Genomic DNA, 26,992 nt, shown 5'->3' with positions numbered 1-26,992 from the left:
AAGTAAAAGCCACTTCTGAATGAGGTGGCTTTTACTTTTTATATCAAATCTGATACCGTTTTCTGACTTTTCAGCTGCAAATCCCTACCGTTTAAAAACTATTCCGGCATTTGCTGCGCTTCAATTTCTTCCTGGCGCTTCTCTTCCGGAATTACTAAAAACACATCTTCGGTCGGCTTTTTCATCAGGTATTTTTCGCGGGCGAATTTCTCTAGCAAGTCGGCGTTGCTCATCAGTTCTTTCCGGTCTTTTTCTACTTCCGCAATTTTAGAAACGTAATAATCACGTTCCTCTTCCAGGTCGCTGAGTTTCTTGCTCATCTGGTACTGCCGGATAAAATCATTCTCATCAAAGAAAAACATCCAGGTCAGGAAAGCTACGGTAACCAGTAAATAAAAGCTCCGGAAAAATTTAGGTATGCGCTCCCACATGTCAGTAACCAGTTATCAGTGAACAGGAATCAATTATTCGTAATCAGTTTTAGTCAGCAGTTTTTGGAGCTTAACCCCTAGCGTTTTTAACGCAAACCAGCTAAAATCTAAAAGGCCGCCCTCATTGCTGAAAGCGGCCTTAAAGTTACAAAGATTTTAACAGGAAATCCTGCTCTAACGTTTTATCGATCTTCAATTTTCAAATCACAATCGGTAATCAAAATCGCAAATCGTGAATAAATTAGAATTTCTTGCCTGGATAGTAAGCCGTTTCGCCAAGTTCTTCCTCAATGCGAAGCAGCTGGTTGTATTTCGCCATCCGGTCAGAACGCGAAGCCGAACCGGTTTTGATCTGACCGCAATTCAGGGCCACCGCTAAGTCAGCAATGGTATTGTCTTCAGTCTCACCGGAACGGTGGCTCATGATGCTCTTATAACCGTTTCTGCGGCCTAAATTAATCGCATCAATCGTTTCAGAAAGCGAACCGATCTGGTTTACCTTGATCAGGATCGCGTTAGCCGTTTGCTTATCAATACCTTCCTGCAGACGCTTCACGTTCGTTACGAACAGATCATCGCCTACCAGCTGCACTTTGTCGCCAACGGTATCGGTCAGTTCTTTCCAGCCTTTCCAGTCGTCCTCGTCCATCCCGTCTTCAATGGAAAGGATCGGGTATTTCGAGCACCAGTCTTTCCAGTAAGAAACCATTTCCGAAGAAGTCAGTTTGTCGCCGGTAGATTTTTTGAAATGGTAGTGTTTTCCGTCGAAAAACTCCGAGCTGGCCGCATCCATGGCAATCATCATATCGTCGCCAGGCTTGTAACCCGCTTTCTCAATGGCCTGTAGTACCACTTTAATCGCATCTTCGTTCGAAGACAAATTCGGCGCAAAACCACCTTCATCGCCTACGTTCGTAGAAAGGCCTTTGTCTTTCAGTACATTTTTCAGGTGGTGGAATACTTCCGAACCCATACGAAGTGCCTCCGAGAAAGAAGAAGCACCAACCGGCATGATCATGAATTCCTGGAAATCGATCGCATTATCGGCGTGGCTGCCGCCGTTCAGAATGTTCATCATTGGCACGGGTAAAGTATTCGCCGAAGTGCCGCCTACATAACGGAATAGGCTCAAACCAGCTTCCTGCGCCGCCGCCCGGGCAATTGCCAGCGAAACCCCCAGGATCGCATTCGCGCCGAATTTTGCTTTGTTTGGCGTGCCATCCAGCTCGATCAGGATCTTGTCCAGCAGATTCTGCTCGTAAACAGAGAAACCGATCAGCTCATCCGCAATGATCTCGTTTACGTTCTTCACAGCCTGGCTCACGCCTTTACCCATGTAACGGCTCTTATCACCGTCCCGCAACTCTACGGCTTCGTGTTTACCAGTTGAAGCTCCGGAAGGAACTGCTGCACGGCCCAAAAAGCCATTCTCGGTAATTACATCTACTTCTACGGTCGGGTTCCCGCGCGAATCGAAGATCTGGCGCGCTTTAATGTCTTGGATCAAGCCCATGATTAACGGTTTATAGTTTTATTTTTTAATTGAATTATTGATCATTGAAATGAATTCATCGAAAAGATATTCAGAATCGTGCGGCCCCGGAGAAGATTCCGGGTGATATTGCACCGAGAAAGCCGGTTTATTCTTCATCCGGATTCCTTCCACGGTATTATCGTTCAGGTTAATGTGGGTGATCTCCACTTCCGGATGACCTTTCACCGCTTCGGCATCTACGGCAAACCCATGGTTCTGCGAAGTTACTTCACACTTGCCGGTAATCAAATTCTTTACCGGGTGATTTAACCCGCGGTGCCCATTCTTCATTTTATAAGTAGCAATACCGTTCGCCTGCGCTAAAACCTGGTGCCCCATACAAATTCCGAAAAGCGGTTTTTCAATCTTTAGTACTTCCTTCACAGTATTTACCGCTTCCGTGGTAGCAGCCGGGTCCCCCGGACCGTTAGAAATGTAATAACCATCCGGCCCCCAGGCTTCCATTTCCTCAAAAGGTGTATTGTAAGGGAAAACCCGGCATTCACAGCCACGGGCGATCAGTTCGTCCATGCTGTTCCGCTTTACGCCAAGATCTAGCACGGCAACTTTATACTTCGAGTTTTCAGCCTCCAAACCATACGGTTTTTCTGTGCTAACTTTAGAAGAAAGCTCCAGTCCGGCCATAGATGGTACTTCTTTCAGATGCAGCTTCAATTCTTCCACATCCAGAATCTCTGAAGAAATAACGGCATTCATAGCACCTTTATTCCGGATATGGCGCACCAGCTCCCGCGTATCGATCTCACAAATACCCACAACTCCGGCTTTTTCAAAGTATTCCTGTAAAGAGGTATCAGCCATTTTCCGGGAAAAATGCGTAGAAAATTCCTTACAAACCAAACCTTTAATCTGGATCTTGTCAGATTCTACTTCTGTAGGAATTACGCCGTAATTCCCAATATGCGAAGTAGTTGTTAAAACCAGCTGTCCGTAATAAGAAGGGTCAGTAAAAATTTCCTGATAACCGGTCATCCCGGTATTAAAGCAAAGCTCGCCGCCGGTGGTACCAATCGTTCCCAAAGATTTTCCTTTAAAAACGGTACCGTCTTCCAGCATTAAGATAGCTTCTTGCGAATTTGAGTTGTTCATAACCAAAGAGTTTTGCAAAAATAAAAAAGGGATACGACTTACGCCGTATCCCTTTCAAATTAATTTAAGAAAGAATACTTATTCAGCATTTTCAGTTGAACCTGTAGCTTTATTTTCTTCTTTCGTTTCAGCAGCAGGAGTATTTTCAGCACCTTCTGCTTTTTTCTTACCAGCAGCTCTTCTACGGGTTTTAGGTTTAGCCGCAGCAGAAGTTTCAGTAGCGTTCAGGAGCGTGTCATTGAAATCAACTAATTCGATGATACAAACATCCGCGTTGTCACCTAAACGATTACCCATCTTGAAAATACGGGTATAACCACCTGGGCGGGTTGCTACTTTCGCAGCAACCGTGTCGAATAACTCTTTTACAGACTCTTTGTTCTGTAAGTAAGAGAAGATAATACGACGGGAGTGTGTAGTATCGTTTTTAGATTTAGTAAGCAGAGGCTCTACGTATTTACGCAGCGCTTTCGCTTTGGCAACTGTAGTCTTGATCCGTTTGTGCAGGATCAGGGAAGATGCCATGTTAGAAAGCATTGCCTTGCGGTGAGCAGATGTTCTTCCTAAGTGATTTACTTTTTTACCGTGTCTCATTTTATTTTACTTGTGCACGTGCATACCGTCAATCAACCCAAACGGGGATCGGGAATTATGCAGTTGATTAATTAATCTTCTTCTAATTTATACTTAGAAAGATCCATCCCGAAAGTAAGGCCTTTCTCATCTACCAGGTTCTCAAGCTCAGTCAACGACTTTTTACCAAAGTTCCGGAATTTCATCATATCCTGCAGATCAAGCTGAACCAAATCACCTAAAGTACGGATATCAGCTGCTTTAAGGCAGTTATAAGCACGTACCGAAAGATCCATATCGCTCAATTGCGTCTTCAGGATTTTACGCATATGCAGCATCTCTTCGTCAACCGCTTCTTCTTCTTCCTGCTTAGCAGTTTCAAAAGTCATGGTATTGTCAGAGAACAGCATAAAGTGTTGGATCAGAATATTGGCTGCGCCTTTCAAAGCATCTTCAGGATGGATTGAACCATCTGTCTGAATATCAATTAAAAGTTTTTCGTAGTCAGTTTTCTGTTCAACACGCGTATTTTCGATGCTGTAGCGCACATTTTTAATTGGCGTGTAAATAGCATCGATGGCGATCTGACCAAACACCTGGTCTGCAGGTTTATTTTCGTCAGCCGGAACATAACCTCTGCCTTTCTGAATGGTAAGCTCAATTTCAAAATTGATGCTTGAATCCAGGTGACAGATAACCAGGTCAGGGTTTAGTACTTCAAAGCTGCTGGTAAAATTATTGATTTCACCAGCCATAAAGCTATCCTTGCCGGAAATAGAAACGGTAACTTTATCATCAATTACATCGCTGATTTTCTTGAAGCGAACCATTTTCAGGTTCAGAATAATTTCAGATACATCCTCCATTACTCCTTCAATAGCAGAAAATTCGTGCAGTACGCTCGGAATCCGAATAGCAGTAATTGCATAACCTTCCAGCGAAGATAATAAAATACGTCTTAAAGCATTTCCAATAGTAACACCATATCCTTTTTCAAGTGGCTTGAATTCAAATTGTCCGTTGAAGTCGTCAGACTTCTCCATCACAACTTTTTCAGGCATTTGAAAAGCTAATATTGACATATACGCAATTTTAATGGTTGAAAATTTATTTGGGTAAGCTTTACTAAGTAATAGATTACTTAGAGTAAAGCTCTACGATAAGCTGCTCCTGAATTTTCTCAGGAATCAGATCTCTTGCAGGTGCAGAAATGAACTTACCAGTCATTTCTTTACCATCCCACTCTAACCATGAAAATTGACGAGCGTTACGGGCAGAAAGACTATTGGTAATTACTTCTAATGATTTAGATTTCTCTCTAACTGCCACAACATCGCCTGGTCTTAATGAATAAGATGAAATATTAACAATCTCACCATTCACAGTAATATGCTTGTGCAAAACTAACTGACGGGCAGAACGACGCGTTGGAGCAATACCTAAACGATAAACAGTATTGTCTAAGCGTGATTCTAATAATGCCAGTAAGTTTTCACCGGTAACACCACCTTTAGAAGCTGCCTTATGAAACAAGTTTTCGAACTGTTTCTCCAGCATACCATAAAGGTATTTCACTTTTTGTTTTTCCATCAGCTGAATTGCATATTCAGACTGTTTTTTGCGGCGGCCTCGACCGTGCATCCCCGGAGGATAAGCTTTCTTTTGCAATGCTTTGCTGGCACCGAAAATTGGTTCAGCGAATCTTCTGGAAATTTTGCTTTTGGGGCCTGTATATCTTGCCATATAAAATTATGTCAAATAAAATGCTACTAATTAAACTCTTCTGCGTTTTGGAGGACGGCAACCGTTATGTGGCAACGGAGTAACATCTTTAATAGTAGTCACTTCTATACCTACGTTCTGTACAGTTCTGATCGCAGATTCGCGGCCAGCACCAGGTCCTTTTACAAAAACTTCAGCTTTACGCATACCTGCCTCGTAAGCAACTTTTGCGCAATCTGAAGCGGCCATCTGGGCTGCATAAGGAGTGTTCTTTTTAGAACCCTTAAAACCCATTTTACCAGCAGATGCCCAGGAAATTACCTGGCCATTATTATTAGTAACAGAGATGATAATATTATTGAAAGAGGCTTTAATATGGACTTGGCCAGTCTGTTCAACAACGACAACTCGTTTCTTCGCTTTATCTTTTCTTTTCTGAGCCATTATCTAATTATTTAGTAGCCTTCTTCTTGTTTGCAACTGTTTTGCGCTTGCCTTTACGCGTACGGGAATTGTTCTTCGTACGCTGACCTCTGGTTGGTAATCCCTTACGGTGACGTAAGCCACGGTAAGAACCGATATCCATTAAACGCTTGATATTAAGTTGAACTTCTGATCTCAGAACACCCTCAGTCTTATGCTCAGCGGCAATTACACCACGGATTGCAATAGCTTCTTCTTCTGTCCAGTCGCTAACTTTTTTATCGTAACTTACTCCAGCTTTAGATAAGATGGATTTGGAAGCACTTCTACCTATCCCGAAGATGTAGGTCAGCGCGATCTCGCCTCTCTTCTTGTCTGGAATATCTACTCCTGCTATTCTAGCCATTTCTAATTTTTATTTAATTAACCTTGTCTTTGTTTATAACGTGGATTCTTTTTGTTGATCACGTAAAGTTTGCCTTTGCGACGGATTACCTTACAGTCAACGCTTCTTTTTTTAACGGAGGCTTTAACTTTCATTATTTCTATTTATAACGGTAAACAATTCTTCCTTTGCTTAGATCATATGGCGACATTTCCAGTTTAACTTTATCGCCAGGTAATATTTTAATATAATGCATCCGCATTTTACCTGAAATGTGTGCGATTAACTGATGTCCATTCTCGAGCTCGACTCTAAACATTGCATTTGATAATGCTTCTACAATAGTTCCGTCTTGTTCGATTGACGATTGTTTGGCCATATTTTATTTTAAAGCTTTTTCTATATAATCCCATGTAGTTAGGATTTCTGCTTTGTCTTTCCTAACTACAACAGTATGTTCAAAATGTGCTGAAGGTTTTCGATCGCGGGTCCTGATTGTCCAACCATCATTTTCTTGTACAATATTACGGGTGCCTAAATTAACCATAGGCTCAATAGCTATAACTAACCCGGCTTGTAATTTCATCCCTTGGCCTTTTTTTCCATAATTAGGAACTTCAGGAGCCTCATGTAAATTCTTTCCGATACCATGCCCGACCAATTCGCGTACCACAGTAAAACCATCTTTCTCTACATGTTGCTGAATTGCATTTGCAACGTCGCCCATTCGGTTTCCAACTATTGCTTTCTCAATTCCTTTATACAAAGATTCTTTGGTTCTCTCCAATAAGCTGAAAGTAGCATCGTCTATTTCACCAATACCATGAGTATAAGCACTATCACTATGATAGCCTTTAAATTTCACTCCGCAATCAACAGAAACAATATCTCCGTCTTTAATAATGTATGATCCAGGAAAACCATGGACAACAGTTTCATTTACAGAGATACAAAGGCTAAAAGGAAAACCATTATACCCTTTAAACGAGGGAATACCACCCGAATCCCGAATAAACTCTTCAGCAAGTTTATCAAGATGCAAGGTGGTTATACCTTCTTTAATATTCGATGCAACTACACCGTGAGCTTTACCCAGGATCTGAGCACTCTCACGAATAATAGCAATCTCCTCTTCTGATTTATAAAAAACCATTTAAGAAGCTATCGCTATATTTTGCGTACGACCTTTAAGTTTTCCGGATTTCATCATTCCATCATAATGCTTCATCAGGAGATAACTTTCAATCTGGTTCATGGTATCGAGTACCACACCAACCATAATGATGAGTGAAGTTCCTCCAAAGAAAGAAGAAAATTCTCTGCTTACTCCCAATTGGAATGCAAAAGTAGGTAAAATTGCGATAATTGCCAAAAAGATAGCGCCTGGTAAAGTAATTTTAGATAAAACATCATCAATAAATTCCGATGTTGCTAAACCAGGCTTTATACCTGGAACAAAACCGCCACTTCTTTTCAGATCATCAGCTATTTGATTTGGATTTACACTTATAGCAGTATAGAAATAAGTAAATACCAGAATCAGAAAGGCAAACAATAAATTATGAACAAATGAATAAGGATCAGATAAAGTAGTCAGAAAGCTTCCAACCTCTTCATTTACATCACGCCACATAGATCCAACGAGCGCTGGAATAAACATCAAAGACTGTGCAAAAATGATTGGCATTACACCCGCAGCATTTACCTTCAGCGGGATAAATTGACGTTGACCTGCAACAGATGATCCTCCACCAAGCTGTTTCGCATATTGGATTGGAATCCGGCGAATGGCTTGAGTAAGCATAACTACAGCCATAACTATAAAATAAAGCACAATCAATTCAAAAATGAAAATCAGGGCCCCATTTAATTGTTTTGAAATGGCTTCTGCAATTAACGCTCCAGGTAATCGAGAAGCAATACCTATCATAATGAGCATCGAAATACCATTACCAATACCTTTATCAGTAATTTTCTCACCCAACCACATACAGAACATTGTTCCTGCAGTTAAGATGATCATGGAACTGATTGTAAAAAAGGTATTATTGGTTACGATCGCTTCACTATTAATGGTGGCTATAAACCCTATTGACTGGGCCAGCGTAATTGCAATAGTTAAAACGCGGGTAATCTGATTAATCTTTTTACGCCCCGATTCCCCTTCCTTTTGCATTTTCTGAAAATATGGAACTGCAATTGTTAACAATTGCAATACAATAGATGCAGATATATAAGGCATAATACCCAATGCAAAGATTGAAGCATTACTAAAGGCTCCACCTAATAAAGTATCCAACACCCCGAAGATACCCTGGGCGTTGGATTTTAGCTGTGATGGATCAATACCGGGAAGAACAACATAAGAACCTAAACGAAAGATCGCAATAAAACCTAACGTATTTAAAATACGGGTACGCAGATCATCTATGGCGAAAATGTTCTTAATTGTTGTAAAAAGCTTATTCATAAACTTAATTAAAGCGTAATTACTTTACCACCTGCTTTTTCTATTGCTTCTATAGCAGATTTAGAGAAGGCATGGGCTGAAACTTCAATAGCAGAAGTTAATTCACCACGACCTAATACTTTAATCTGATCATTTTTAGAAGCTAAACCATTAGTTCTGAAAGTCTCAAATGTGAAATTTGTAGTACCCTGAGAAGCTAAATTTTGTAAAACATCCAGATTAATGGCTGAATACTCTACTCGGTTAATGTTTTTAAAGCCGAATTTAGGAACGCGTCTTTGTAAAGGCATCTGACCGCCTTCAAAACCAGCTTTACTTGAGTAACCTGATCTTGATTTAGCACCTTTGTGGCCACGGGTGGAAGTACCACCACGACCAGAACCAGTACCTCTACCAATACGCTTTCTATTCTTTACAGAACCTTCGGCTGGTTTTAATGAACTTAAATTCATTTTATAAATTTTTTACAGATACTAAATGTTGAACTTTATTAACCATACCAGCAATTTGTGGAGTTAACTCAACAGTAACTGATTTGCTAATTTTACCTAATCCTAAAGCTTTCATTGTAAGCTTTTGGTTCTCAGGCTTGTCAATAATGCTTTTTACCTGAGTTATTGTTACCTGTGCCATGGATTATCCGTTAAAAACTTTTGAAAGTGAAATACCACGTTGCTTAGCAACCACAAGAGGATCACGCATTTTAGACAATGCATCAAAAGTAGCTTTTACTACGTTATGCGGGTTAGAAGAACCTTTAGACTTAGCTAAAACGTCTTTAATTCCTGCACTCTCTAGAACAGCACGCATTGCACCACCAGCAAGAACACCTGTACCTGGCGCAGCCGGCTTAACTAAAACAAAACCACCGGAATATTTACCTTCAATTGCATGAGGAACAGTATGATGGTAAAGAGGAACTTTAACAAGATTTTTCTTGGCATCATCAATACCTTTAGCTATTGCATCGGTAACTTCATTTGCCTTTCCTAATCCGTAGCCAACTGTACCGTTACCGTCCCCAACAACTACAATAGCGGAGAAACTGAAACGACGACCACCTTTTACTACTTTTGCAACCCGTTTGATTGCAACTACGCGTTCTTTAAGATCCGTTTCACTGGCCTTAACCGCACGTACATTATTCTTTATCATATCAAATTAGAATTTAAGTCCAGCCTCACGTGCACCGTCGGCCAATGATTTTACACGTCCATGATAAAGGTAACCCGAACGGTCAAATACCACACTTGAAATACCAAGCTCAAGTGCTTTCTGTGCAATCTGCTTTCCAACTTCCACTGAAGTCGCAACTTTATTAGTTGCGCTTTCAGTTTTAGCAGAAGAAACTGCAGCCAAAGTACGGCCAGACAAATCGTCAATGATTTGAGCGTAGATATTTTTGTTACTTCTAAATACAGACAGTCTAGGTCTCACAGAAGTACCGGAAATTTTATTCCGGATACCTCTTTTGATACGTAATCTTCTTAGTTCTTTATTTACAGCCATGATTAATTCTTATTTAGAAGCAGTTTTACCAGCTTTTCTACGAACCACTTCACCAACGAAACGGATACCTTTGCCTTTGTATGGCTCAACTTTACGCAGCGATCTGATCTTAGCAGCTACCTGTCCGATCAGTTGTTTATCGATGCTTTCAAGAGTGATAACCGGAGCTTTACCTTTTTCAGTTACTGCAGTTGCTTTAACTTCATCTGGTAATGAAAGGAAAATATTGTGTGAATAGCCTAACGCTAATTCTAAAGTAGTACCAGCCATAGTAGCCTTATAACCTACACCAACGAGTTCCAGATCTTCTTTATAACCCTGGCTTACCCCAACAATCATATTGTTGATCAAAGAACGGTACAGACCGTGCATTGCTTTGTGACGCTTTTGCTCTGTTGGTCTTTCAACCACTAAAGTATTACCCTCTTGCGAAACAGTAATATCACGGTCAACCATTGTAGATAAGGAGCCTTTAGGGCCTTTCACAATAACTTCGTTATTTGAAGATACTGTAACTTCCACTTTTTCAGGAAGTGTAATTGGTAATTTACCTATACGCGACATCTCTTAACCAACTTTTAATATACGTAACATAAAACTTCGCCACCTACATTTAAATTGCGAGCTTCTTTTTCGGTAATTACACCTTTAGAAGTTGAAAGAATAGCTATACCTAAGCCATTCAATACCCGCGGCAGGTTTTCAATATGGGCATATTTACGTAAACCAGGCTTTGAAATTCTTTCAAGGTTTACGATTGCAGATTGCTTTGTAGCAGGATTGTATTTCAAAGCAATTTTGATAGTACCTTGAACTGAGGCATCATCAAAGCGGTAGCTCTGAATATATCCTTTCTCGTAAAGTACCTTAGTGATCTCTTTTTTTATCTTGCTGGACGGAATTTCTACCACGCGGTGATTTGCCTTAATGGCATTACGCAACCGGGTTAAGTAATCCGCTATTGGATCTGTATTCATTGTTACTATATTAAAAGTATATTAAGCTCTTAGCGAGCCGCAAAGATACTACAATTTATTAAATACTAAAACTAAATTGTTACCTACCAGCTTGACTTTGTTACACCTGGAATTTTACCAGCAGATGCAAGCTCACGGAATGTTACCCGTGAAATGCCAAACTTACGCATATATCCTCTTGGACGGCCTGTAAGTTTGCAACGATTGTGTAAACGAACTGGGGAAGCATTTTTTGGAAGTTTATCCAAGGCTTCATAATCACCAGCAGCTTTTAATTCTTTCCGCTTCTCAGCATACTTTGCTACTGTTGCAATTCTTTTTAATTCGCGGGCTTTTACTGATTCTTTAGCCATTATATTATTTCTTTACGTTTGTAAAAGGCATACCAAAAGCTTTCAACAGTTCGTAGCTTTCCTCATCGTTCTGAGCTGTAGTTACAAACGTAATATCCATACCTGCTATTGACTTGATCTTATCAATAGAAATTTCAGGGAAGATGATTTGCTCCTTGATACCTAATGTATAATTTCCACGGCCATCAAAACCTTTGTCGTTTACGCCTTTAAAGTCGCGTACTCGTGGAAGGGCGATCGTTAACAGACGGTCTAAGAATTCGTACATCCGCTCACCACGCAGGGTTACCCTTGCGCCGATCGGCATACCTTCTCGTAACTTAAAGTTAGAGATAGAATTCTTGGCCTTTGTAGGAACTGCCTTCTGACCGCTGATAGTAGTTAGTTCTTCTACTCCGATATCAACCAGTTTTTTATCGGCCACTGCGTTACCAATACCGCGGTTGATGCTGATCTTGGTAATGCGGGGAACCTGCATAATGCTTTTGTACTGAAATTTTTCTTTCAGTGCAGGCATTACTTCTTTTTCGTATTTTTCTTTTAATCTTGCTGATGCCATTATAATGCCTCCCCGGATTTTTTAGAATAACGCTCTAATTTACCGCTTTTATTAATACGTTTTCCAGTTCGTGTAGCAATACCTTTTTTGCCTTCAATCAACATCACGTTGCTGGCATTAATGCCTGCTTCCATTTTGTCAATTCCACCCTGTGGATTTTTCGCACTTGGTTTGCTATGCTTCGTTACCAGGTTTAAACCTTCAACAATTACGCGCGCGTTTTTTGTATCAACCGAGGTAATTTTGCCAGTTTTGCCTTTTTCATCACCTGCTATAACTTTTACAGTATCGCCGGTTTTAACATGAAGTTTTGCTGTCTTTGTTACTACTGTTTTCATCTTATAAAACTTCAGGGGCTAAAGATACAATTTTCATGAACTGTTTTTCACGGAGTTCACGTGCAACCGGACCAAAAATACGTGTTCCGCGTGGCTCATCGTTATTATTCAGTAATACTGCAGCATTATCGTCGAAACGAATATAAGAACCATCCTTACGACGGATCTCTTTTTTAGTGCGTACGATAACTGCTTTAGAAACAGTACCTTTCTTAATGTTTCCGGAAGATAAAGCTGACTTAACAGTCACTACGATCTTATCACCGATCGAAGCATATTTTTTTCCTGTTCCACCTAATACACGAATGCAAAGAACTTCTTTTGCACCGCTATTATCGGCAACAGATAATCTAGATTCTTGCTGTATCATCTTATTTAGCCCTCTCTATAATTTCAACTAAACGCCAGTTTTTATTTTTGCTCAACGGACGGGTTTCCATAATGCGAACTGTATCACCAATACCGCACTCATTGTTTTCGTCATGAGCCATAAACTTATTGGATTTGGTGAGGAATTTGCCATAGATCGGATGCTTCGTCCGGCTCTCAACCAAAACAGTGATAGATTTGTCCATTTTATTGCTAACAACTCTACCGCTTCTTTCTTTTCTTAAATTTCTCTCTTGCATTTTACTTTGCGTTTTGGGAGTTTAAAGCGATTTCCCGGTTACGGATTTCAGTATTCAGACGAGCGATTTGCTTTCTGCTTTCTTTAATCTTTAATGGGTTTTCCAAAGGTGAAATAGAATGCGCAAATTTAAGATTCTGGCTATTGGTGCGTTCTGTGATCACCTGGGCCTTCAATTCGTCGAGAGAAAGGCCTTTGATATCTGTTTTTTTCATACTACTTGCTCTCAACGTAATCTCTACGTACTACAAATTTCGTTCTTACCGGCAGCTTCTGAGCAGCTAACCGTAGGGATTCCTGTGCAATCTCTAATGACACGCCATCAGATTCGAACATAATGGTACCTGGTTTTACACAGGCTACCCAATACTCTGGAGAACCTTTACCTTTACCCATACGTACTTCGGCTGGTTTCTTGGTAATAGGTTTGTCAGGGAAAATACGGATCCAAACCTGGCCTTCACGCTTCATAGCGCGGGTCATTGCAATACGGGCCGCTTCAATCTGGCGGCTGGTGATCCAGGATGCTTCTAATGATTTTATCGCGAAAGAGCCAAATGAGATGGAGCTGCCCCGGTTAGCTAAACCAGTCACCCGCCCCTTCATCATTTTTCTATATTTCGTTCTTTTTGGTTGTAACATCTTAAAAAAAACTTGAAGTTAACTTTATATGATTAACGGCGTGGTTTATTACCACCGGAGTTATTGCGACGTGGTGCTGCACCATCGGCTTTATCACGTCCGCCTCTTTCGCCTCCACGGTCATTACGACGACCTGAACGCTCACCGCGGTCAGAACGTTCATTTCTTTCGCCGCGTGGACCACCTGAAGCAGATTTGCTTTCAGCCGGAACCTGGTTAGGAGAAAGATCTTTTTTACCGTAGATCTCGCCTTTGAAGATCCAAACTTTAATACCTAACTTACCATAAACGGTTTGTGCTTCTGAAAGCGCATAATCGATATCAGCACGTAAGGTATGAAGTGGTGTTCTTCCTTCTTTGTAATGTTCAGTACGAGCCATCTCAGCACCGCCTAAACGGCCTGATACCTGGATTTTGATACCTTCAGCTCCTACGCGCAAAGCAGAAGAAATAGCCTGCTTCATAGCACGACGGAAAGAGATACGGGCTTGTAACTGCTGGGCAACAGATTCGCCTACAAGTTTAGCATCAAGTTCAGGGCGTTTAATTTCGAAGATATTGATCTGAACGTCTTTGCTCGTGATCTTTTTTAACTCTTCTTTAATTTTATCCACTTCCTGACCACCTTTACCAATTACTACACCCGGGCGGGCTGTATTAATAGTAATAGTGATTCTTTTTAAGGTACGCTCAATTACAATCTTAGAAATACCGCCTTTAGGGATACGAGCAAGAATGTATTTTCTAATTTTTTCGTCTTCAACCAGCTTCTCAGCGAAATCTTTACCACCGTACCAGTTAGAGTCCCACCCTTTTACAATACCCAGGCGAAGACCAATCGGATTTACTTTTTGTCCCATCTTAACTTATTTGGCTTTAGTGGTTGATTCAGCTTTTTTTGCTTTTTTAGATACCATTTCTTCATCAGATTTCGCATCGATGATCAAGGTAATGTGGTTTGATCTTTTACGGATCCGGTGACCACGGCCTTGTGGCGCAGGACGAAGACGTTTCAAAGTACGGCCTTCATCAACAAAGATCTCTTTGATGTAAAGGTTTGAATCTTCGATACGGGCATCTTCATTTTTGGCCTGCCAGTTAGATAAAGCGGATAAAAGAAGTTTCTCGATTTTTTCAGCACCTGAATTGGCTTCAAATTTCAAGATGCCTAATGCACTGTTCACTTGCTTTCCGCGTACCATATTCGCTACCAGGCGCATTTTGCGCGGTGAGGTAGGTACGTTTCTTAGTTTTGCTACTGCTTCCATGATTATCTCTTGCCTTTATCTTTTTTAGCTACGTGGCCTCTAAAGTTTCTGGTTGGAGCAAATTCGCCAAGTTTATGTCCTACCATGTTTTCAGTTACATAAACCGGAATGAATTTATTACCGTTATGAACTGCAAATGTATGTCCAACGAAATCAGGTGAAATCATTGATCTTCTAGACCAGGTTTTCACTACTGTTTTCTTGCCTGTTTCTTCTAAGGCCTGAACTTTTTTCTCGAGCCTAAAGTCAATATAAGGCCCTTTTTTTAATGATCTTCCCATTTATTTTTTACCTCTATTAACGATTAGCTGCTCGGAATATTTATTCTTATTTCTAGTTTTCTTACCTTTTGATAATAAACCTTTACGTGAGCGTGGGTGACCGCCTGAAGACTTACCTTCACCACCACCCATTGGGTGATCTACCGGGTTCATAGCAACACCACGAACGCGCGGACGTACACCTTTCCAACGGTTACGGCCAGCTTTACCCATATTCACATTCATGTGATCTGAGTTTGAAACTGTTCCTACCGTTGCCATGCAATTAACCAACACCATTCTCATTTCGCCTGAAGGCAATTTGATAGTAGCATAACGGCCTTCCCGAGCAACTAACTGAGCATAAGAACCAGCGGAACGGGCAAGGATACCACCATTACCTGGCATTAGCTCAATATTATGGATAATTGTACCCAGTGGCATATCGGAAAGCGGTAAACAGTTACCAACTTCCGGAGCAATACCAGGACCAGAAACAATTGTTGTACCTACTGCTAAACCAGCAGGTGCGATGATATAAGCTTTTTCACCATCTGCATAGTATACCAGCGCGATACGAGCAGTCCGGTTTGGATCGTATTCAATAGTTTTAACTACTGCAGGTACACCAAACTTTGTCCGCTTGAAATCGATCATACGGTATTGTTTCTTATGACCGCCACCTATGTAGCGCATGGTCATTTTACCGGAATCATTCCGTCCACCAGATTTTTTTATAGGTGCCAACAGAGATTTCTCAGGCGTTGATGAAGTGATTTCATCGAAGGCTGGAGCTATTCTAAATCTCTGACCTGGTGTTATCGGTCTTAATTTCTTTAAAGCCATTTTTTATTAATAATTAGATACCGTTATAGAAATCAATTGATTCCCCTGCTTTCAGGGTAACAATTGCTTTTTTGATAGCTGGTTTACGACCAGATACCATTCCGGCTTTAGTCATTTTAACTTTCAGTTTTCCCTGAGTACGGTTTGTGCAAACTTTCTCAACGGTTACGCCATAAAGCTTTTCAATCGTTTTCTTGATCTCAACTTTATTCGCTTTTTTATCTACTTCGAATGCATACTTTCCAGCTTCATTCAAAGCGGTCATCTTTTCAGTAACCAATGGTCTTTTTAAAATTTCCATTATTTGTTGCTATAAAGTTGTTCTAATGAATTGATTGATTCCTCAGTAAACAATACAGTTTCAGCATTCAGGATATCGTAAGTAGATAAGCTTGTTGCAACCGATACTTTTACTCTTGGAAGGTTACGTGCCGAAAGTACAACGTTGGTGTTTACTGCACCGGTAACCATTAACGTTTTCTTATCAGAAACTTTCAGGTTAGAAAGAATCGAAACGAAATCTTTCGTTTTTGCAGCGTTCATTTCTATGTTTTCCACCAGGGCAATTTTGTTATCTTTTGCCATAGAAGAAAGCGCTGATAAACGCGCTACTGCTTTCAGTTTCTTATTTAATTTGAAGCTGTAATTGCGTGGACGTGGACCGAATACACGACCACCACCGATAAATACAGGAGACTTCATGCTACCAGCACGGGCTCCACCTGTTCCTTTTTGCTTCTTTAATTTTTTAGTTGTACCTGCTACTTCGTTACGCTCTTTAGACTTGTGCGTACCCTGGCGCTGGTTAGCTAAGTATTGCTTTACGTCCAGGTACATCGCATGCTCATTTGGCTCAATGCCGAATATAGCATCAGAAAGCTTAACCTTTCTGCCGGTATCCTGACCTTTAATTGATAATACAGAAAGCTCCATCTTATTTTTCTAATACAATGTATGAATTCTTGGCACCTGGAACGGAGCCACTTACTACGATTACATTTCTGTCTGCGATTACTTTAAGTACGCGCAGATTTTGAATTTTAACTCTGTCTCCACCCATGCGGCCGGCCATACGCATTCCTTTGAATACGCGTGAAGGCCATGAACAGGCACCAATGGAACCTGGGTGACGACCGCGGTTATGCTGACCGTGGGTCTGGCCACCAACACCGGCGAAGTTGTAACGCTTTACAACACCCTGGAAACCTTTACCTTTTGAAGTACCGATCGCATCCACGAATTCGCCTTCTTCAAACAGATCAGCTTTCACGATATCGCCTAATGATAAAGTTGTATCTTCCAAGCGGAATTCAACAACTTTCTTTTTAGGAGTTGCGTTAGCTTTTTTAAAGTGTCCGGCTAATGCATTTGGTGTGTTTTTTTCTTTTCTCTCTCCAAAACCCAATTGCACCGCGGCATAGCCGTCATTGTCAACTGTTTTCACCTGCGTTACAGTGCATGGTCCTGCTTCGATCAACGTGCAGGGTACACTTTTACCTTCAGGCGTGAAGAGGCTTGTCATTCCGATTTTTCTACCGATTATTCCAGGCATTCTACTTTAAGATTTATTTAAAATGATTTAACTTCCCTAAAACGGCTTGTTTATGGGAGTGCAAAGATACTAAAATAAAAATGTTTAAACCAAACTGGTTTGTAAATATTTTATTTACAGCCGGAAATAAAAAAAAGGAACCGGTATATCGGTTCCCTTTTTTTATTTAGATTTATCAGTAAAAATCAAACTTTGATCTCTACATCTACTCCGCTAGGTAATTCAAGCTTCATTAAGGCATCTACCGTTTTAGAGCTGGTTGAATAAATATCAACCAAACGCTTGTAGGTGCAAAGCTGGAATTGCTCACGGGCTTTTTTGCTTACGTGTGGCGAACGCAACACGGTAAATTTGTCAACTTCAGTAGGCAAAGGAATCGGACCGCTAACGATCGCGCCGGTTGCTTTTACTGCTTTTACGATCTTCTCAGAAGATTTATCAACCAGGTTATGATCGTAAGATTTTAATTTAATTCTTATTTTCTGATTCATTTTCTTAATTCTTACTTAGCGGTACCTTTTACTTTAGCTACTATTGCATCTGATAAGTTTTGCGGAACCTGCTCATAATGCGAGAAAGTTAACGAAGCAGTTGCACGGCCAGAAGTGATTGTTCTTAAATCTGTAACGTATCCGAAAAGTTCAGACAGCGGAACATCGGCTTTAACTACCTGTGAACCTGCTTTGGTATCCATTCCTTTCATTAGACCTCTTCTGCGGTTCAAGTCACCTGTTACTGGACCTGTGTACTCATCAGGCGTGATTACCTCTACAGCCATAATTGGTTCCAATAATTTTGGACCGCATTTCTTAGCTGCTTCTTTGTAACCCTGACGAGCTGCCAGTTCGAATGAAAGCGCATCGGAGTCAACATCGTGGTATGAACCATGGAAAAGGCGAACTTTCATGGAGTCCATTGGGAAACCTGCTAAAACGCCGGATTTCATAGCCTCTTCGAAACCTTTCTGGATTGGCGGAATAAATTCTTTTGGAATTACACCACCAACAATGTTGTTTACAAACTCAAGTCCTGGTTTGTCGTCTTCTCTCGGTCCGATCTCGAATACGATATCACCGAATTTACCACGGCCACCAGATTGCTTTTTATAAGTCTCACGGTGTTCAACCGATTTTGTGATCGCTTCTTTGTAAGCAACCTGAGGTGCACCCTGGTTGATCTCAACTTTGAACTCACGACGCAGACGGTCGATGATGATCTCTAAGTGAAGTTCGCCCATACCTCTCAGAATGGTTTGCCCAGTTTCCTGGTCCGTATTAACCACTAAGGTCGGATCTTCTTCTACCAGTTTACCGATAGCCATACCCAGTTTATCTGAGTCTGCCTGCGTTTTCGGTTCAATGGCATAACCTATTACCGGTTCAGGGAATTCCATCGCTTCCAGAACGATCTTCGCTTCCTGAGCACACAGCGTATCACCGGTTTTGATATCTTTAAAGCCTACTACCGCTCCGATGTCACCAGCTTCCAGTCTTTCGATTGAATTCTGTTTGTTTGCGTGCATCTGGAAGATACGGGAGATACGCTCTTTATTGTTTGAACGGGTATTGTAAACGTAAGAACCTGCTTCAAGGACACCTGAATAAGCACGTACGAAACACAGACGGCCTACAAACGGGTCAGTAGCAATTTTAAAGGCTAATCCTGCAAATGGCTCTTTTACATCCGGCTTACGGGCTATTTCTGCACCAGTGTCAGGATCTGTTCCGTAAATTGCTTCTTTATCCATCGGAGATGGGCAAAGTGCCATTACGTAATCCAGCATGGTCTGAACACCTTTGTTCTTAAATGAAGAACCGCAAAGCATTGGCACGATGGCCATATCAATGGTTGCTTTACGCAGCGCTTCGATGATTTCCTCTTCCGTAATAGAAGCAGGATCTTCGAAGTATTTCTCCATCAGTCTCTCATCGTAATCTGCTACTGCTTCCAGTAATTTCTCACGATATTCTTCGGCTTCTTCCAGCATATCGTCTGGAATAGGAACTTCAGTAAAGGTCATGCCTTTATCATGCTCATTCCAAACCATTCCGCGGAAGTTTACCAGGTCAACTACACCTTTGAAGCTATCTTCAGAGCCTATTGGTAACTGAAGCGCTACGGCATTGCTACCCAGCATTTCTCTTACTTGCTTACAAACAGCAAGGAAATCTGCGCCGGAGCGGTCCATTTTATTTACGAAACCGATTCGGGCTACTTTATAGTTATTTGCCAGGCGCCAGTTTGTTTCTGACTGTGGTTCTACCCCATCAACGGCTGAGAAAAGGAACACCAGACCATCTAATACGCGCAGGGAACGGTTTACCTCTACGGTAAAGTCTACGTGACCTGGAGTATCGATGATGTTGATATGATATGGCTGTCCTTTGTAAGTCCAGTCTACCGTTACAGCGGCCGAAGTAATGGTGATACCACGCTCCTGCTCCTGTTCCATCCAGTCGGTTGTAGCTCCGCCTTCGTGTACCTCGCCTAATTTGTGCGATTTACCAGTGTAGTAAAGTATACGCTCGGTAGTTGTGGTTTTACCGGCATCGATGTGCGCAGCAATACCAATGTTTCTTGTATATCTTAAATCGCGAGCCATTTATTAGAATCTGAAATGTGAGAATGCTTTGTTCGCTTCTGCCATACGGTGCGTATCGTCTTTTTTCTTAACGGCTGCACCTTCGCCTTTAGCAGCAGCAATAATTTCGCCGGCTAAACGCTCCATCATGGTTTTCTCACCACGCTTGCGTGAATACAAGATCATCCATTTGATACCCAAAGAGATTTTGCGGTCCGGACGAACTTCGGTTGGAACTTGGAAAGTAGCACCACCTACGCGACGGCTTTTCACCTCTACGCCTGGCATGATGTTGTTCAGGGCTTTGCGCCACATTTCCAAACCATTTTCTTTCGTTCTTTTTTCTACTAGATCGCAGGCATCGTAAAAAATATTGTACGCAACACTTTTCTTGCCATCGTACATTAAATAGTTAACGAAACGAGTTACTAAAGTTTCTTTGTATTTAGGATCAGGAAGAAGAAGTCTCTTCTTTGGTTTTGATTTTCTCATTATAATTTAGCTAACTAATTACTTTTTCTTTTTAGCTGGTGCGCCTTTTCCGGCTGCTGCAACCTGTCCTGGTTTCGGACGTTTAGCGCCGTATTTAGAACGACGTTGGGTACGACCGTTTACACCGGCTGTATCTAAAGCGCCACGAATGATATGGTAACGAACACCTGGCAAATCTTTAACTCTACCGCCGCGAATAAGCACGATGGAGTGCTCCTGCAGGTTGTGGCCTTCACCCGGGATGTATGCGTTCACCTCTTTCTGGTTGGTTAAACGTACACGGGCTACTTTACGCATTGCCGAGTTTGGCTTTTTAGGCGTTGTGGTGTATACACGGGTACAAACGCCACGGCGCTGCGGGCATGAATCCAAAGCCGGAGACTTCGATTTGAAGGTTAACTTCTCCCTTCCATTTCTTACTAACTGATTTATAGTAGGCATTTACAAAGTTGTTATAAATAGAACTCTTCTCGAAAATTTAGTTTGCAAAGGTATAGAATTCCCATTGCAAAATCAAAAAATATTTTAAAGTAATTATTTAAAGCCACTTACGCGTTTTTGAACCGCCTAAATGAGCTTTGAATTACTCATATTTCTTTAACCTGCTTAAATTTCGAGCTGCAAAATTACTGAATTTATTTGGATTACATACTTTTTCTCTTAAATATCATAGCGTTTTTATTCGGCTAAGCCTAGTTTTTTCAAAAATTCTGTTTACTTTTGCGTTCCCTTCGGATAAAATTACGGCCGCGTAGTACAACGGATAGTATGGAAGTTTCCGAAGCTTTTGATTCAGGTTCGATTCCTGACGCGGCCACTACTAAAACTAAAAAGCCCTTCTGCGCAAACAGAAGGGCTTTTTAGTTTTAGCTGGGTGCAGTTTTTAGGTTCAAAACCCTAGCGTTTTTTCAGGCTTTTGGAAATAATAATTGATTCCGTTGAAAGCAAAAAACGTTGCTTTCTTATTCAGATTTCCTTTTTCAATTCCGCCACCAGCCTCAAAACCTATAATATGGCCGCCTGATTTTTTAGTATATACGGTTTGGACGCCTATTGCCATGATCTCCCAGCGTTGTACCGCAATCTTTTTACTTTCTGTAAATTTCCCCTGGCTGTACCCCGATTGCATGAAGATGTTTCCGAGGTTTCTTATTTCCACGAAATTATATCTCATTTTACCGGTAAGTGTTAGCAAGTATTTTTCATCATATTTCTGCCGCGTTGGGTTTACCAACTCCAGAGCATCGTAATGTTGCCCCATAAAAGTAGCTTTAAATGCTACCCGATCCAGCAAATAATAACCTCCACCCAATCCCATGCTACCTGTTTTGTAATAGGTATCTTTTATCTGGTTTTTTAGGGAAGCCTGGAATTCTAAATTTAAAAAACGGTCGCCTTTTGACAGCTTGTACGTGCCGGGCTTTTCTGATTGGCCTGCTACCGGGTTCAGATAGCCGGCAAAAGCTATGAAAATTAAGATCCAGATCTTCATACTTTTTTCTTGAAGTTGATTTGAAAAACCAGTATTCTTCAGTATTGCAACGGCGTTATTTTACCTTCATTGAGGGGTATTTTAAAAACGACTTTATATGCCAATTGTTATAGCGTTTTAAACAAAAAAGTCCCGGCTGAAACAACCGGGACTTTTGTATGTAAAATTGATAGCGTTTTTAATTAAGCTTCGCCAATGGTTCCGCTGAAGTTCATTGGAAAACTGGGAAACTCCGGGGTCTGTTTGATGGCACCAAAGCTGGCTTCGTAACGCTCAATGTTTTCGTTGAGCGCGGCGAGCAAGCGTTTCGCGTGCTCCGGGGTAATTACGATGCGCGATTTTACTTTCGCTTTCGGAATGCCCGGCATCAGACGAATAAAGTCGATCACAAATTCGCTGCTGGAATGTGCGATCATGGCCAGGTTGGCAAACTCGCCTTCGGCAATTTCTTCCGAAAGCTCGATGTTGATCTGGTTTTGCTGCTCTTTTGGTTTTTCTGCCATCTTATCTTTCCTGAAGTTCTTTCTGACGAGCGGTTGTCTGACGTTTCGATTCTACCAGGTTGTCGTACTCTTCTTTCGAACCTACGATCAGTTTGGTGTACTCGCGTAAACCAGTACCAGCCGGAATGAGGTGACCAACAATTACGTTCTCTTTCAAACCTAACAGTTCGTCGGCCTTGCCACGGATAGCCGCTTCGCTCAACACCTTGGTCGTTTCCTGGAAGGAAGCAGCCGAGATAAAGCTTTGCGTACCCAATGAAGCCTGCGTAATACCTTGCAACGTTGGTCTTGAAACGGAAGGCGAAGCATCGCGAACAGTAACCAGGCGCATGTCGCGGCGGCGTAAGCTGGAGTTTTCGTCGCGTAAACGGCGGGCCGTTACGATCTGTCCTGGCTTCAGCTGCGTTGAATCACCGGCATCTTCCACAACTTTCATGTCAATGATCATATCGTTTTCTTCCATGAAAGTCACTTTATCGATCACCTGGTGTTCCAGGAACGAAGTATCACCAGCATCAAGGATCACAACTTTCTGCATCATCTGCCGAACTACCACTTCAATGTGCTTATCGTTGATCTTCACACCCTGCAGACGGTAAACTTCCTGAATTTCATTCACCAGGTATTCCTGTACTGCACCCGGACCCTGAATGTTCAGGATGTCGGAAGGCGTGATAGCACCATCGGATAATGGCATACCAGCGCGTACGAAGTCATTGTCCTGAACCAGGATGTGCTTGGAAAGCGGAACCATGTATTTTTTCTTCACCCCATCTTTCGATTCGATGAAGATCTCTCGGTTACCACGTTTCACCCCACCGTAAGTTACCACACCATCGATTTCGGAAACAACCGCCGGGTTAGACGGGTTACGGGCTTCGAATAATTCGGTAACGCGTGGCAGACCACCCGTAATATCGCGGGTTTTACCAATGGCACGTGGAATTTTCACGAGGATCTGACCAGCTTTGATCTTCTCACCGTCTTCAACCACAATGTGTGCACCTACCGGAATGTTGTAACCTTTCTGTTCGCCGCTCTTCGCCTGAACCACGATAGACGGGTTCTGGGTTTTATCTTTGGTTTCGATAATAACCTTTTCACGGTGACCGGTCTGCTCATCGGATTCTTCACGGAAGGTAATACCCTCAATGATCGCATCGTACTGAATAGAACCATCGAACTCGGAAAGAATAACCGCGTTGTACGGATCCCAGTTATTGATCTCGTCACCTTTGGCAACTGTCTGACCTTCATCAACCAGTAAGAATGAACCGTAAGGCACGTGGTTCGAGATCAGGACTTTATTAGTACCTGGTTCTACGATCTTCACCTCACCGGAACGACCCATTACCACTTTTACTTTATCGCCCTCGTTGTTGAGCGTATCAAGTGTACGAACATCTTCGAATTCGATAACCCCGGCAAATTTCGCCCGGATGGATGCATCTACCGCAATGTTAGATGCCGTACCACCCACGTGGAACGTGCGGAGCGTTAACTGGGTACCTGGTTCACCAATAGACTGGGCAGCAATTACCCCAACCGCTTCACCTTTCTGTACCATGCGGCCAGAAGACAAGTTACGGCCGTAGCATTTCGCACAGATACCACGCTTGGTTTCACAAGTCAGTACCGAACGAATTTCAACGGTTTCTATAGCAGTTGCTTCAATGCGACGAGTTACTTCTTCAGTAATCTCACCACCAGCCTGCAGGATCAATTCATCGGTTAACGGATCGATAATATCATGCACGCCTACACGGCCTAAGATACGCTCCGATAATGATTCAACGATATCTTCGTTGTCTTTCAGGGCGCTTACCTCTAAACCACGCAGCGTACCGCAGTCGGTTTCGTTTACAATTACGTCCTGAGAAACGTCTACCAGACGACGGGTTAAGTAACCCGCATCTGCCGTTTTCAAAGCCGTATCAGCAAGACCTTTACGCGCACCGTGCGTAGAAATGAAGTACTCGATTACGTCCAGACCTTCCTTGAAGTTAGAAAGGATCGGGTTTTCGATAATTTCACCTACGGAACCTTGCAGGGATTTCTGCGGCTTAGCCATCAGACCCCGCATACCGCCTAACTGACGGATCTGCTCTCTGGAACCACGGGCACCGGAGTGCATCATCATGTAGATCGAGTTGAAGCCCTGGTCGTCTTTTTCAAGGCGGCCCATCAGCGTCTCCGTGATCTGGTTGTTGATACGCGTCCAGATATCGATAACCTGGTTGTAACGTTCGTTATCGGTGATAAGACCCATCGAGTAGTTGGCCCAAACAGCATCTACGTCTTTTTTAGCTTGTTCAACTAAGATGTCTTTCTCTTTCGGAATTACGATATCGCCAAGACCCATTGACAGACCGCCTTTGAAAGCTGACTGGAAACCAAGGGTTTTGATATCATCTAAGAATTGTGCTGTACGCGCCATACCCGTTGCTTTGAACACGCGGGAAATGATCTGCTGCAGTTTCTTTTTCGTTAACAATTCGTCTACGAAACCAACTTCCTTCGGCACAAACTCGTTGAAAATCACACGGCCAGCCACGGTTTCGATTACGCGGGTAATGAAATTACCGTTCTCGTCTACGTCGTGGGTTCTTACTTTAATGTAAGCCTGCTTCGAAACTTTCTTCTCGTTAACCGCAATGATAACTTCCTCCGGAGAGTAGAAGGTCATGCCTTCGCCCGGGATGGTTTCATTTTCAGTTGAACGCTTGCCTTTGGTTACGTAGTACAGACCCAGAACCATGTCCTGCGATGGTACCGCAATTGGCGCACCGTTGGCAGGGTTCAGGATGTTGTGCGACGCCAGCATTAACATAGAGGCTTCCAGAATTGCTGCAGGTCCTAGTGGAACGTGCACCGCCATCTGGTCACCGTCAAAGTCAGCGTTGAATGCCGTACAAACTAACGGGTGTAACTGAATTGCTTTACCTTCAATTAAGCGCGGCTGGAAAGCCTGAATACCTAATCTGTGGAGCGTAGGAGCACGGTTCAACAGAACCGGGTGACCTTTCAGAACGTTTTCAAGAATATCCCAAACCACGGCATCTTTCCGGTCAACGATCTTCTTCGCAGATTTTACCGTTTTCACGATACCGCGTTCGATCAGTTTACGAATGATGAATGGTTTGAAAAGCTCTGCTGCCATGTTCTTGGGCAGACCGCATTCGTGCAGTTTCAATTCAGGACCTACCACAATAACCGAACGACCGGAGTAGTCAACCCGCTTACCTAATAAGTTCTGACGGAAACGACCTTGCTTACCTTTCAGCATATCTGATAAGGATTTCAGGGCACGGTTACCTTCGGCGCGAACCGCGTTTACTTTACGGGAGTTGTCGAACAGAGAGTCAACAGCTTCCTGTAACATACGCTTCTCATTACGCAGAATTACTTCCGGCGCTTTGATCTCGATCAGACGTTTCAGACGGTTATTACGGATAATAACGCGACGATACAGGTCATTTAAATCGGAAGTAGCGAAACGGCCGCCATCCAAAGGAACTAACGGACGTAATTCCGGTGGAATTACCGGCACCATGCGGATGATCATCCACTCTGGTTTGTTTTCGATACGGGTTGCGGCATCACGGAACGCTTCAACTACGCGCAGACGCTTTAAGGCATCGGCTTTACGTTGCTGGGAGGTTTCGTGGGCGGCAGAGTAACGCAGGTCATAAGACAGATCATCGAGGTTGATGCGCTCTAAGAGCATGTTCAACGCATCGGCACCCATACGCGCGATAAACTTGTTCGGATCATTATTATCCAACATCTGGTTTTCGCGTGGCAGTTTGTCGATCATATCCAGGTATTCATCTTCGGTCAGGAAGTCCATGGTATTCACCCCATCTTCCGCCAAAATACCTGGTTGAATAACTACATACCGCTCGTAATAAATGATCTGGTCCAGTTTCTTGGTAGGTAAACCTAATAAGTAACCGATCTTATTTGGAAGCGATTTGAAGTACCAGATGTGGGCAACCGGAACTACGAGCTCAATGTGGCCCATACGCTCACGACGTACTTTTTTCTCGGTAACTTCCACGCCGCAACGGTCGCAGATAATGCCTTTGTAACGAATTCTTTTGTATTTACCGCAGTGACATTCCCAGTCTTTAACCGGACCAAAGATACGCTCGCAGAACAGACCGCCCATTTCAGGCTTGTACGTACGATAGTTAATGGTTTCCGGCTTGGTTACCTCACCGTTAGAACGCTCCAGAATAGATTCCGGAGAGGCCAGGCTGATGGTAACTTTAGAGAAGTCCTGATTTAATTTTTTGGTTTTTGCAAACGCCATTTTTCAGTTTTGAAAATTTTACGAATGAA

39 protein-coding genes and 1 tRNA gene are annotated in these 26,992 nt (G+C 42.3%); 1 reads left to right on the top strand and 39 read right to left on the bottom strand.

The genetic code is table 11. From position 1 onward, the window contains the following. Positions 1–98 precede the first annotated feature (98 nt). The 36 genes from I5M27_RS00470 to rpsL form a co-directional block, all read right to left on the bottom strand. On the bottom strand, positions 99–431 hold the full coding sequence (locus I5M27_RS00470) for an FtsB family cell division protein (RefSeq protein ID WP_200504066.1): 333 nt from the start codon (positions 429–431) through the stop codon (positions 99–101). Between the two features lie 241 nt (positions 432–672). Continuing rightward, positions 673–1,944 carry a phosphopyruvate hydratase gene (gene eno, locus I5M27_RS00465; RefSeq protein WP_200504065.1) on the bottom strand — a complete coding sequence of 424 codons (1,272 nt, stop codon included), beginning with the start codon at positions 1,942–1,944 and terminating at the stop codon, positions 673–675. An 18-nt stretch (positions 1,945–1,962) separates the two neighbouring features. Further along, the gene (carA, locus tag I5M27_RS00460; protein WP_200504064.1) at positions 1,963–3,075 is read right to left on the bottom strand and encodes a glutamine-hydrolyzing carbamoyl-phosphate synthase small subunit; all 1,113 of its coding nucleotides are present in this window, start codon (positions 3,073–3,075) and stop codon (positions 1,963–1,965) included. 78 nt (positions 3,076–3,153) lie between these two features. Beyond that, positions 3,154–3,669, bottom strand: a complete 516-nt coding sequence (gene rplQ / locus I5M27_RS00455; protein ID WP_200504063.1) for a 50S ribosomal protein L17 — start codon at positions 3,667–3,669, stop codon at positions 3,154–3,156. Positions 3,670–3,740: 71 nt separating this feature from the next. Continuing rightward, the gene (locus I5M27_RS00450; RefSeq protein WP_200504062.1) at positions 3,741–4,730 is read right to left on the bottom strand and encodes a DNA-directed RNA polymerase subunit alpha; all 990 of its coding nucleotides are present in this window, start codon (positions 4,728–4,730) and stop codon (positions 3,741–3,743) included. A 55-nt stretch (positions 4,731–4,785) separates the two neighbouring features. Beyond that, positions 4,786–5,391, bottom strand: coding sequence for a 30S ribosomal protein S4 (gene rpsD / locus I5M27_RS00445; protein ID WP_200504061.1), 606 nt, complete (start codon positions 5,389–5,391; stop codon positions 4,786–4,788). A 30-nt stretch (positions 5,392–5,421) separates the two neighbouring features. After that, complete coding sequence (gene rpsK / locus I5M27_RS00440) at positions 5,422–5,814, bottom strand: 30S ribosomal protein S11 (protein WP_150903916.1); 393 nt, start codon at positions 5,812–5,814, stop codon at positions 5,422–5,424. 7 nt (positions 5,815–5,821) lie between these two features. Then, entirely contained in the window at positions 5,822–6,199 is a 378-nt protein-coding gene (rpsM, locus tag I5M27_RS00435; RefSeq protein ID WP_200504060.1) for a 30S ribosomal protein S13, read from the bottom strand. 17 nt (positions 6,200–6,216) lie between these two features. Further along, the gene (rpmJ, locus tag I5M27_RS00430) at positions 6,217–6,333 is read right to left on the bottom strand and encodes a 50S ribosomal protein L36 (RefSeq protein WP_071890035.1); all 117 of its coding nucleotides are present in this window, start codon (positions 6,331–6,333) and stop codon (positions 6,217–6,219) included. A 5-nt stretch (positions 6,334–6,338) separates the two neighbouring features. Next, on the bottom strand, positions 6,339–6,557 hold the full coding sequence (gene infA, locus I5M27_RS00425) for a translation initiation factor IF-1 (RefSeq protein ID WP_200504059.1): 219 nt from the start codon (positions 6,555–6,557) through the stop codon (positions 6,339–6,341). A 3-nt stretch (positions 6,558–6,560) separates the two neighbouring features. Next, positions 6,561–7,331 carry a type I methionyl aminopeptidase gene (map, locus tag I5M27_RS00420; protein WP_200504058.1) on the bottom strand — a complete coding sequence of 257 codons (771 nt, stop codon included), beginning with the start codon at positions 7,329–7,331 and terminating at the stop codon, positions 6,561–6,563. Further along, complete coding sequence (gene secY, locus I5M27_RS00415; protein ID WP_200504057.1) at positions 7,332–8,648, bottom strand: preprotein translocase subunit SecY; 1,317 nt, start codon at positions 8,646–8,648, stop codon at positions 7,332–7,334. Between the two features lie 8 nt (positions 8,649–8,656). After that, positions 8,657–9,100: a 50S ribosomal protein L15 gene (gene rplO, locus I5M27_RS00410; protein WP_200504056.1), complete on the bottom strand. Its 444-nt coding sequence runs from the start codon at positions 9,098–9,100 to the stop codon at positions 8,657–8,659. A gap of 1 nt (position 9,101) precedes the next feature. After that, the gene (rpmD, locus tag I5M27_RS00405) at positions 9,102–9,281 is read right to left on the bottom strand and encodes a 50S ribosomal protein L30 (protein ID WP_200504055.1); all 180 of its coding nucleotides are present in this window, start codon (positions 9,279–9,281) and stop codon (positions 9,102–9,104) included. A gap of 3 nt (positions 9,282–9,284) precedes the next feature. Continuing rightward, positions 9,285–9,803, bottom strand: a complete 519-nt coding sequence (rpsE, locus tag I5M27_RS00400) for a 30S ribosomal protein S5 (protein WP_200504054.1) — start codon at positions 9,801–9,803, stop codon at positions 9,285–9,287. A 6-nt stretch (positions 9,804–9,809) separates the two neighbouring features. Continuing rightward, positions 9,810–10,157 (bottom strand): 50S ribosomal protein L18, encoded by a 348-nt coding sequence (gene rplR, locus I5M27_RS00395; RefSeq protein WP_200504053.1) that lies wholly within the window; start codon positions 10,155–10,157, stop codon positions 9,810–9,812. A 9-nt stretch (positions 10,158–10,166) separates the two neighbouring features. After that, a complete protein-coding gene (gene rplF, locus I5M27_RS00390; RefSeq protein ID WP_200504052.1) occupies positions 10,167–10,721 on the bottom strand; it encodes a 50S ribosomal protein L6 in 555 nt (184 codons plus the stop codon). A gap of 14 nt (positions 10,722–10,735) precedes the next feature. Continuing rightward, positions 10,736–11,134 carry a 30S ribosomal protein S8 gene (gene rpsH, locus I5M27_RS00385; RefSeq protein ID WP_200504051.1) on the bottom strand — a complete coding sequence of 133 codons (399 nt, stop codon included), beginning with the start codon at positions 11,132–11,134 and terminating at the stop codon, positions 10,736–10,738. 83 nt (positions 11,135–11,217) lie between these two features. Further along, positions 11,218–11,487 carry a 30S ribosomal protein S14 gene (gene rpsN, locus I5M27_RS00380; RefSeq protein ID WP_200504050.1) on the bottom strand — a complete coding sequence of 90 codons (270 nt, stop codon included), beginning with the start codon at positions 11,485–11,487 and terminating at the stop codon, positions 11,218–11,220. 4 nt (positions 11,488–11,491) lie between these two features. Further along, positions 11,492–12,046: a 50S ribosomal protein L5 gene (gene rplE / locus I5M27_RS00375; protein ID WP_200504049.1), complete on the bottom strand. Its 555-nt coding sequence runs from the start codon at positions 12,044–12,046 to the stop codon at positions 11,492–11,494. Then, positions 12,046–12,384 (bottom strand): 50S ribosomal protein L24, encoded by a 339-nt coding sequence (gene rplX, locus I5M27_RS00370; RefSeq protein ID WP_200504048.1) that lies wholly within the window; start codon positions 12,382–12,384, stop codon positions 12,046–12,048. The genes rplE and rplX overlap by 1 nt, the downstream gene beginning before the upstream one ends. A gap of 1 nt (position 12,385) precedes the next feature. Continuing rightward, complete coding sequence (rplN, locus tag I5M27_RS00365; protein ID WP_200504047.1) at positions 12,386–12,754, bottom strand: 50S ribosomal protein L14; 369 nt, start codon at positions 12,752–12,754, stop codon at positions 12,386–12,388. Between the two features lies 1 nt (position 12,755). Continuing rightward, complete coding sequence (gene rpsQ / locus I5M27_RS00360; protein ID WP_200504046.1) at positions 12,756–13,013, bottom strand: 30S ribosomal protein S17; 258 nt, start codon at positions 13,011–13,013, stop codon at positions 12,756–12,758. A gap of 1 nt (position 13,014) precedes the next feature. Further along, a complete protein-coding gene (gene rpmC, locus I5M27_RS00355) occupies positions 13,015–13,227 on the bottom strand; it encodes a 50S ribosomal protein L29 (protein ID WP_200504045.1) in 213 nt (70 codons plus the stop codon). Between the two features lies 1 nt (position 13,228). Continuing rightward, positions 13,229–13,654 (bottom strand): 50S ribosomal protein L16, encoded by a 426-nt coding sequence (gene rplP, locus I5M27_RS00350; protein ID WP_200504044.1) that lies wholly within the window; start codon positions 13,652–13,654, stop codon positions 13,229–13,231. 32 nt (positions 13,655–13,686) lie between these two features. Then, positions 13,687–14,514 carry a 30S ribosomal protein S3 gene (rpsC, locus tag I5M27_RS00345; protein WP_200504043.1) on the bottom strand — a complete coding sequence of 276 codons (828 nt, stop codon included), beginning with the start codon at positions 14,512–14,514 and terminating at the stop codon, positions 13,687–13,689. 6 nt (positions 14,515–14,520) lie between these two features. After that, positions 14,521–14,922 (bottom strand): 50S ribosomal protein L22, encoded by a 402-nt coding sequence (gene rplV / locus I5M27_RS00340; protein WP_200504042.1) that lies wholly within the window; start codon positions 14,920–14,922, stop codon positions 14,521–14,523. Between the two features lie 2 nt (positions 14,923–14,924). Then, the gene (gene rpsS, locus I5M27_RS00335; RefSeq protein ID WP_200504041.1) at positions 14,925–15,203 is read right to left on the bottom strand and encodes a 30S ribosomal protein S19; all 279 of its coding nucleotides are present in this window, start codon (positions 15,201–15,203) and stop codon (positions 14,925–14,927) included. Beyond that, entirely contained in the window at positions 15,204–16,028 is an 825-nt protein-coding gene (gene rplB, locus I5M27_RS00330; RefSeq protein ID WP_200504040.1) for a 50S ribosomal protein L2, read from the bottom strand. Between the two features lie 13 nt (positions 16,029–16,041). After that, positions 16,042–16,329, bottom strand: a complete 288-nt coding sequence (rplW, locus tag I5M27_RS00325; protein WP_200504039.1) for a 50S ribosomal protein L23 — start codon at positions 16,327–16,329, stop codon at positions 16,042–16,044. Beyond that, positions 16,329–16,961, bottom strand: coding sequence for a 50S ribosomal protein L4 (gene rplD, locus I5M27_RS00320; RefSeq protein ID WP_200504038.1), 633 nt, complete (start codon positions 16,959–16,961; stop codon positions 16,329–16,331). The genes rplW and rplD overlap by 1 nt, the downstream gene beginning before the upstream one ends. A gap of 1 nt (position 16,962) precedes the next feature. Further along, on the bottom strand, positions 16,963–17,580 hold the full coding sequence (gene rplC / locus I5M27_RS00315; protein WP_200504037.1) for a 50S ribosomal protein L3: 618 nt from the start codon (positions 17,578–17,580) through the stop codon (positions 16,963–16,965). A 185-nt stretch (positions 17,581–17,765) separates the two neighbouring features. Continuing rightward, positions 17,766–18,071: a 30S ribosomal protein S10 gene (gene rpsJ / locus I5M27_RS00310; protein ID WP_200504036.1), complete on the bottom strand. Its 306-nt coding sequence runs from the start codon at positions 18,069–18,071 to the stop codon at positions 17,766–17,768. An 11-nt stretch (positions 18,072–18,082) separates the two neighbouring features. Then, positions 18,083–20,182: an elongation factor G gene (fusA, locus tag I5M27_RS00305; protein WP_200504035.1), complete on the bottom strand. Its 2,100-nt coding sequence runs from the start codon at positions 20,180–20,182 to the stop codon at positions 18,083–18,085. Between the two features lie 3 nt (positions 20,183–20,185). Continuing rightward, positions 20,186–20,653: a 30S ribosomal protein S7 gene (gene rpsG, locus I5M27_RS00300; protein WP_200504034.1), complete on the bottom strand. Its 468-nt coding sequence runs from the start codon at positions 20,651–20,653 to the stop codon at positions 20,186–20,188. A gap of 18 nt (positions 20,654–20,671) precedes the next feature. Then, on the bottom strand, positions 20,672–21,094 hold the full coding sequence (gene rpsL, locus I5M27_RS00295; RefSeq protein WP_200504033.1) for a 30S ribosomal protein S12: 423 nt from the start codon (positions 21,092–21,094) through the stop codon (positions 20,672–20,674). A 304-nt stretch (positions 21,095–21,398) separates the two neighbouring features. On the opposite strand from rpsL, the gene I5M27_RS00290 reads away from it, so the two are divergent. Next, a tRNA-Arg gene (locus I5M27_RS00290) sits at positions 21,399–21,470 on the top strand. 72 nt (positions 21,471–21,542) lie between these two features. Here the strand turns inward: I5M27_RS00290 and I5M27_RS00285 are convergent. The 3 genes from I5M27_RS00285 to rpoC all read right to left on the bottom strand — a co-directional run bounded on the left by I5M27_RS00285 (position 21,543) and on the right by rpoC (position 26,963). Then, a complete protein-coding gene (locus I5M27_RS00285; RefSeq protein ID WP_200504032.1) occupies positions 21,543–22,145 on the bottom strand; it encodes a hypothetical protein in 603 nt (200 codons plus the stop codon). Between the two features lie 182 nt (positions 22,146–22,327). Then, positions 22,328–22,648 carry a DUF3467 domain-containing protein gene (locus I5M27_RS00280; RefSeq protein WP_200504031.1) on the bottom strand — a complete coding sequence of 107 codons (321 nt, stop codon included), beginning with the start codon at positions 22,646–22,648 and terminating at the stop codon, positions 22,328–22,330. 1 nt (position 22,649) lies between these two features. Continuing rightward, the gene (gene rpoC, locus I5M27_RS00275) at positions 22,650–26,963 is read right to left on the bottom strand and encodes a DNA-directed RNA polymerase subunit beta' (protein ID WP_200504030.1); all 4,314 of its coding nucleotides are present in this window, start codon (positions 26,961–26,963) and stop codon (positions 22,650–22,652) included. Between the last annotated feature and the right edge of the window lie 29 nt (positions 26,964–26,992).

The organism is Adhaeribacter terrigena (assembly GCF_016623615.1).
GTDB lineage: Bacteria > Bacteroidota > Bacteroidia > Cytophagales > Hymenobacteraceae > Adhaeribacter_A > Adhaeribacter_A terrigena.
This window is presented reverse-complemented; position numbering and strand designations above follow the sequence as displayed.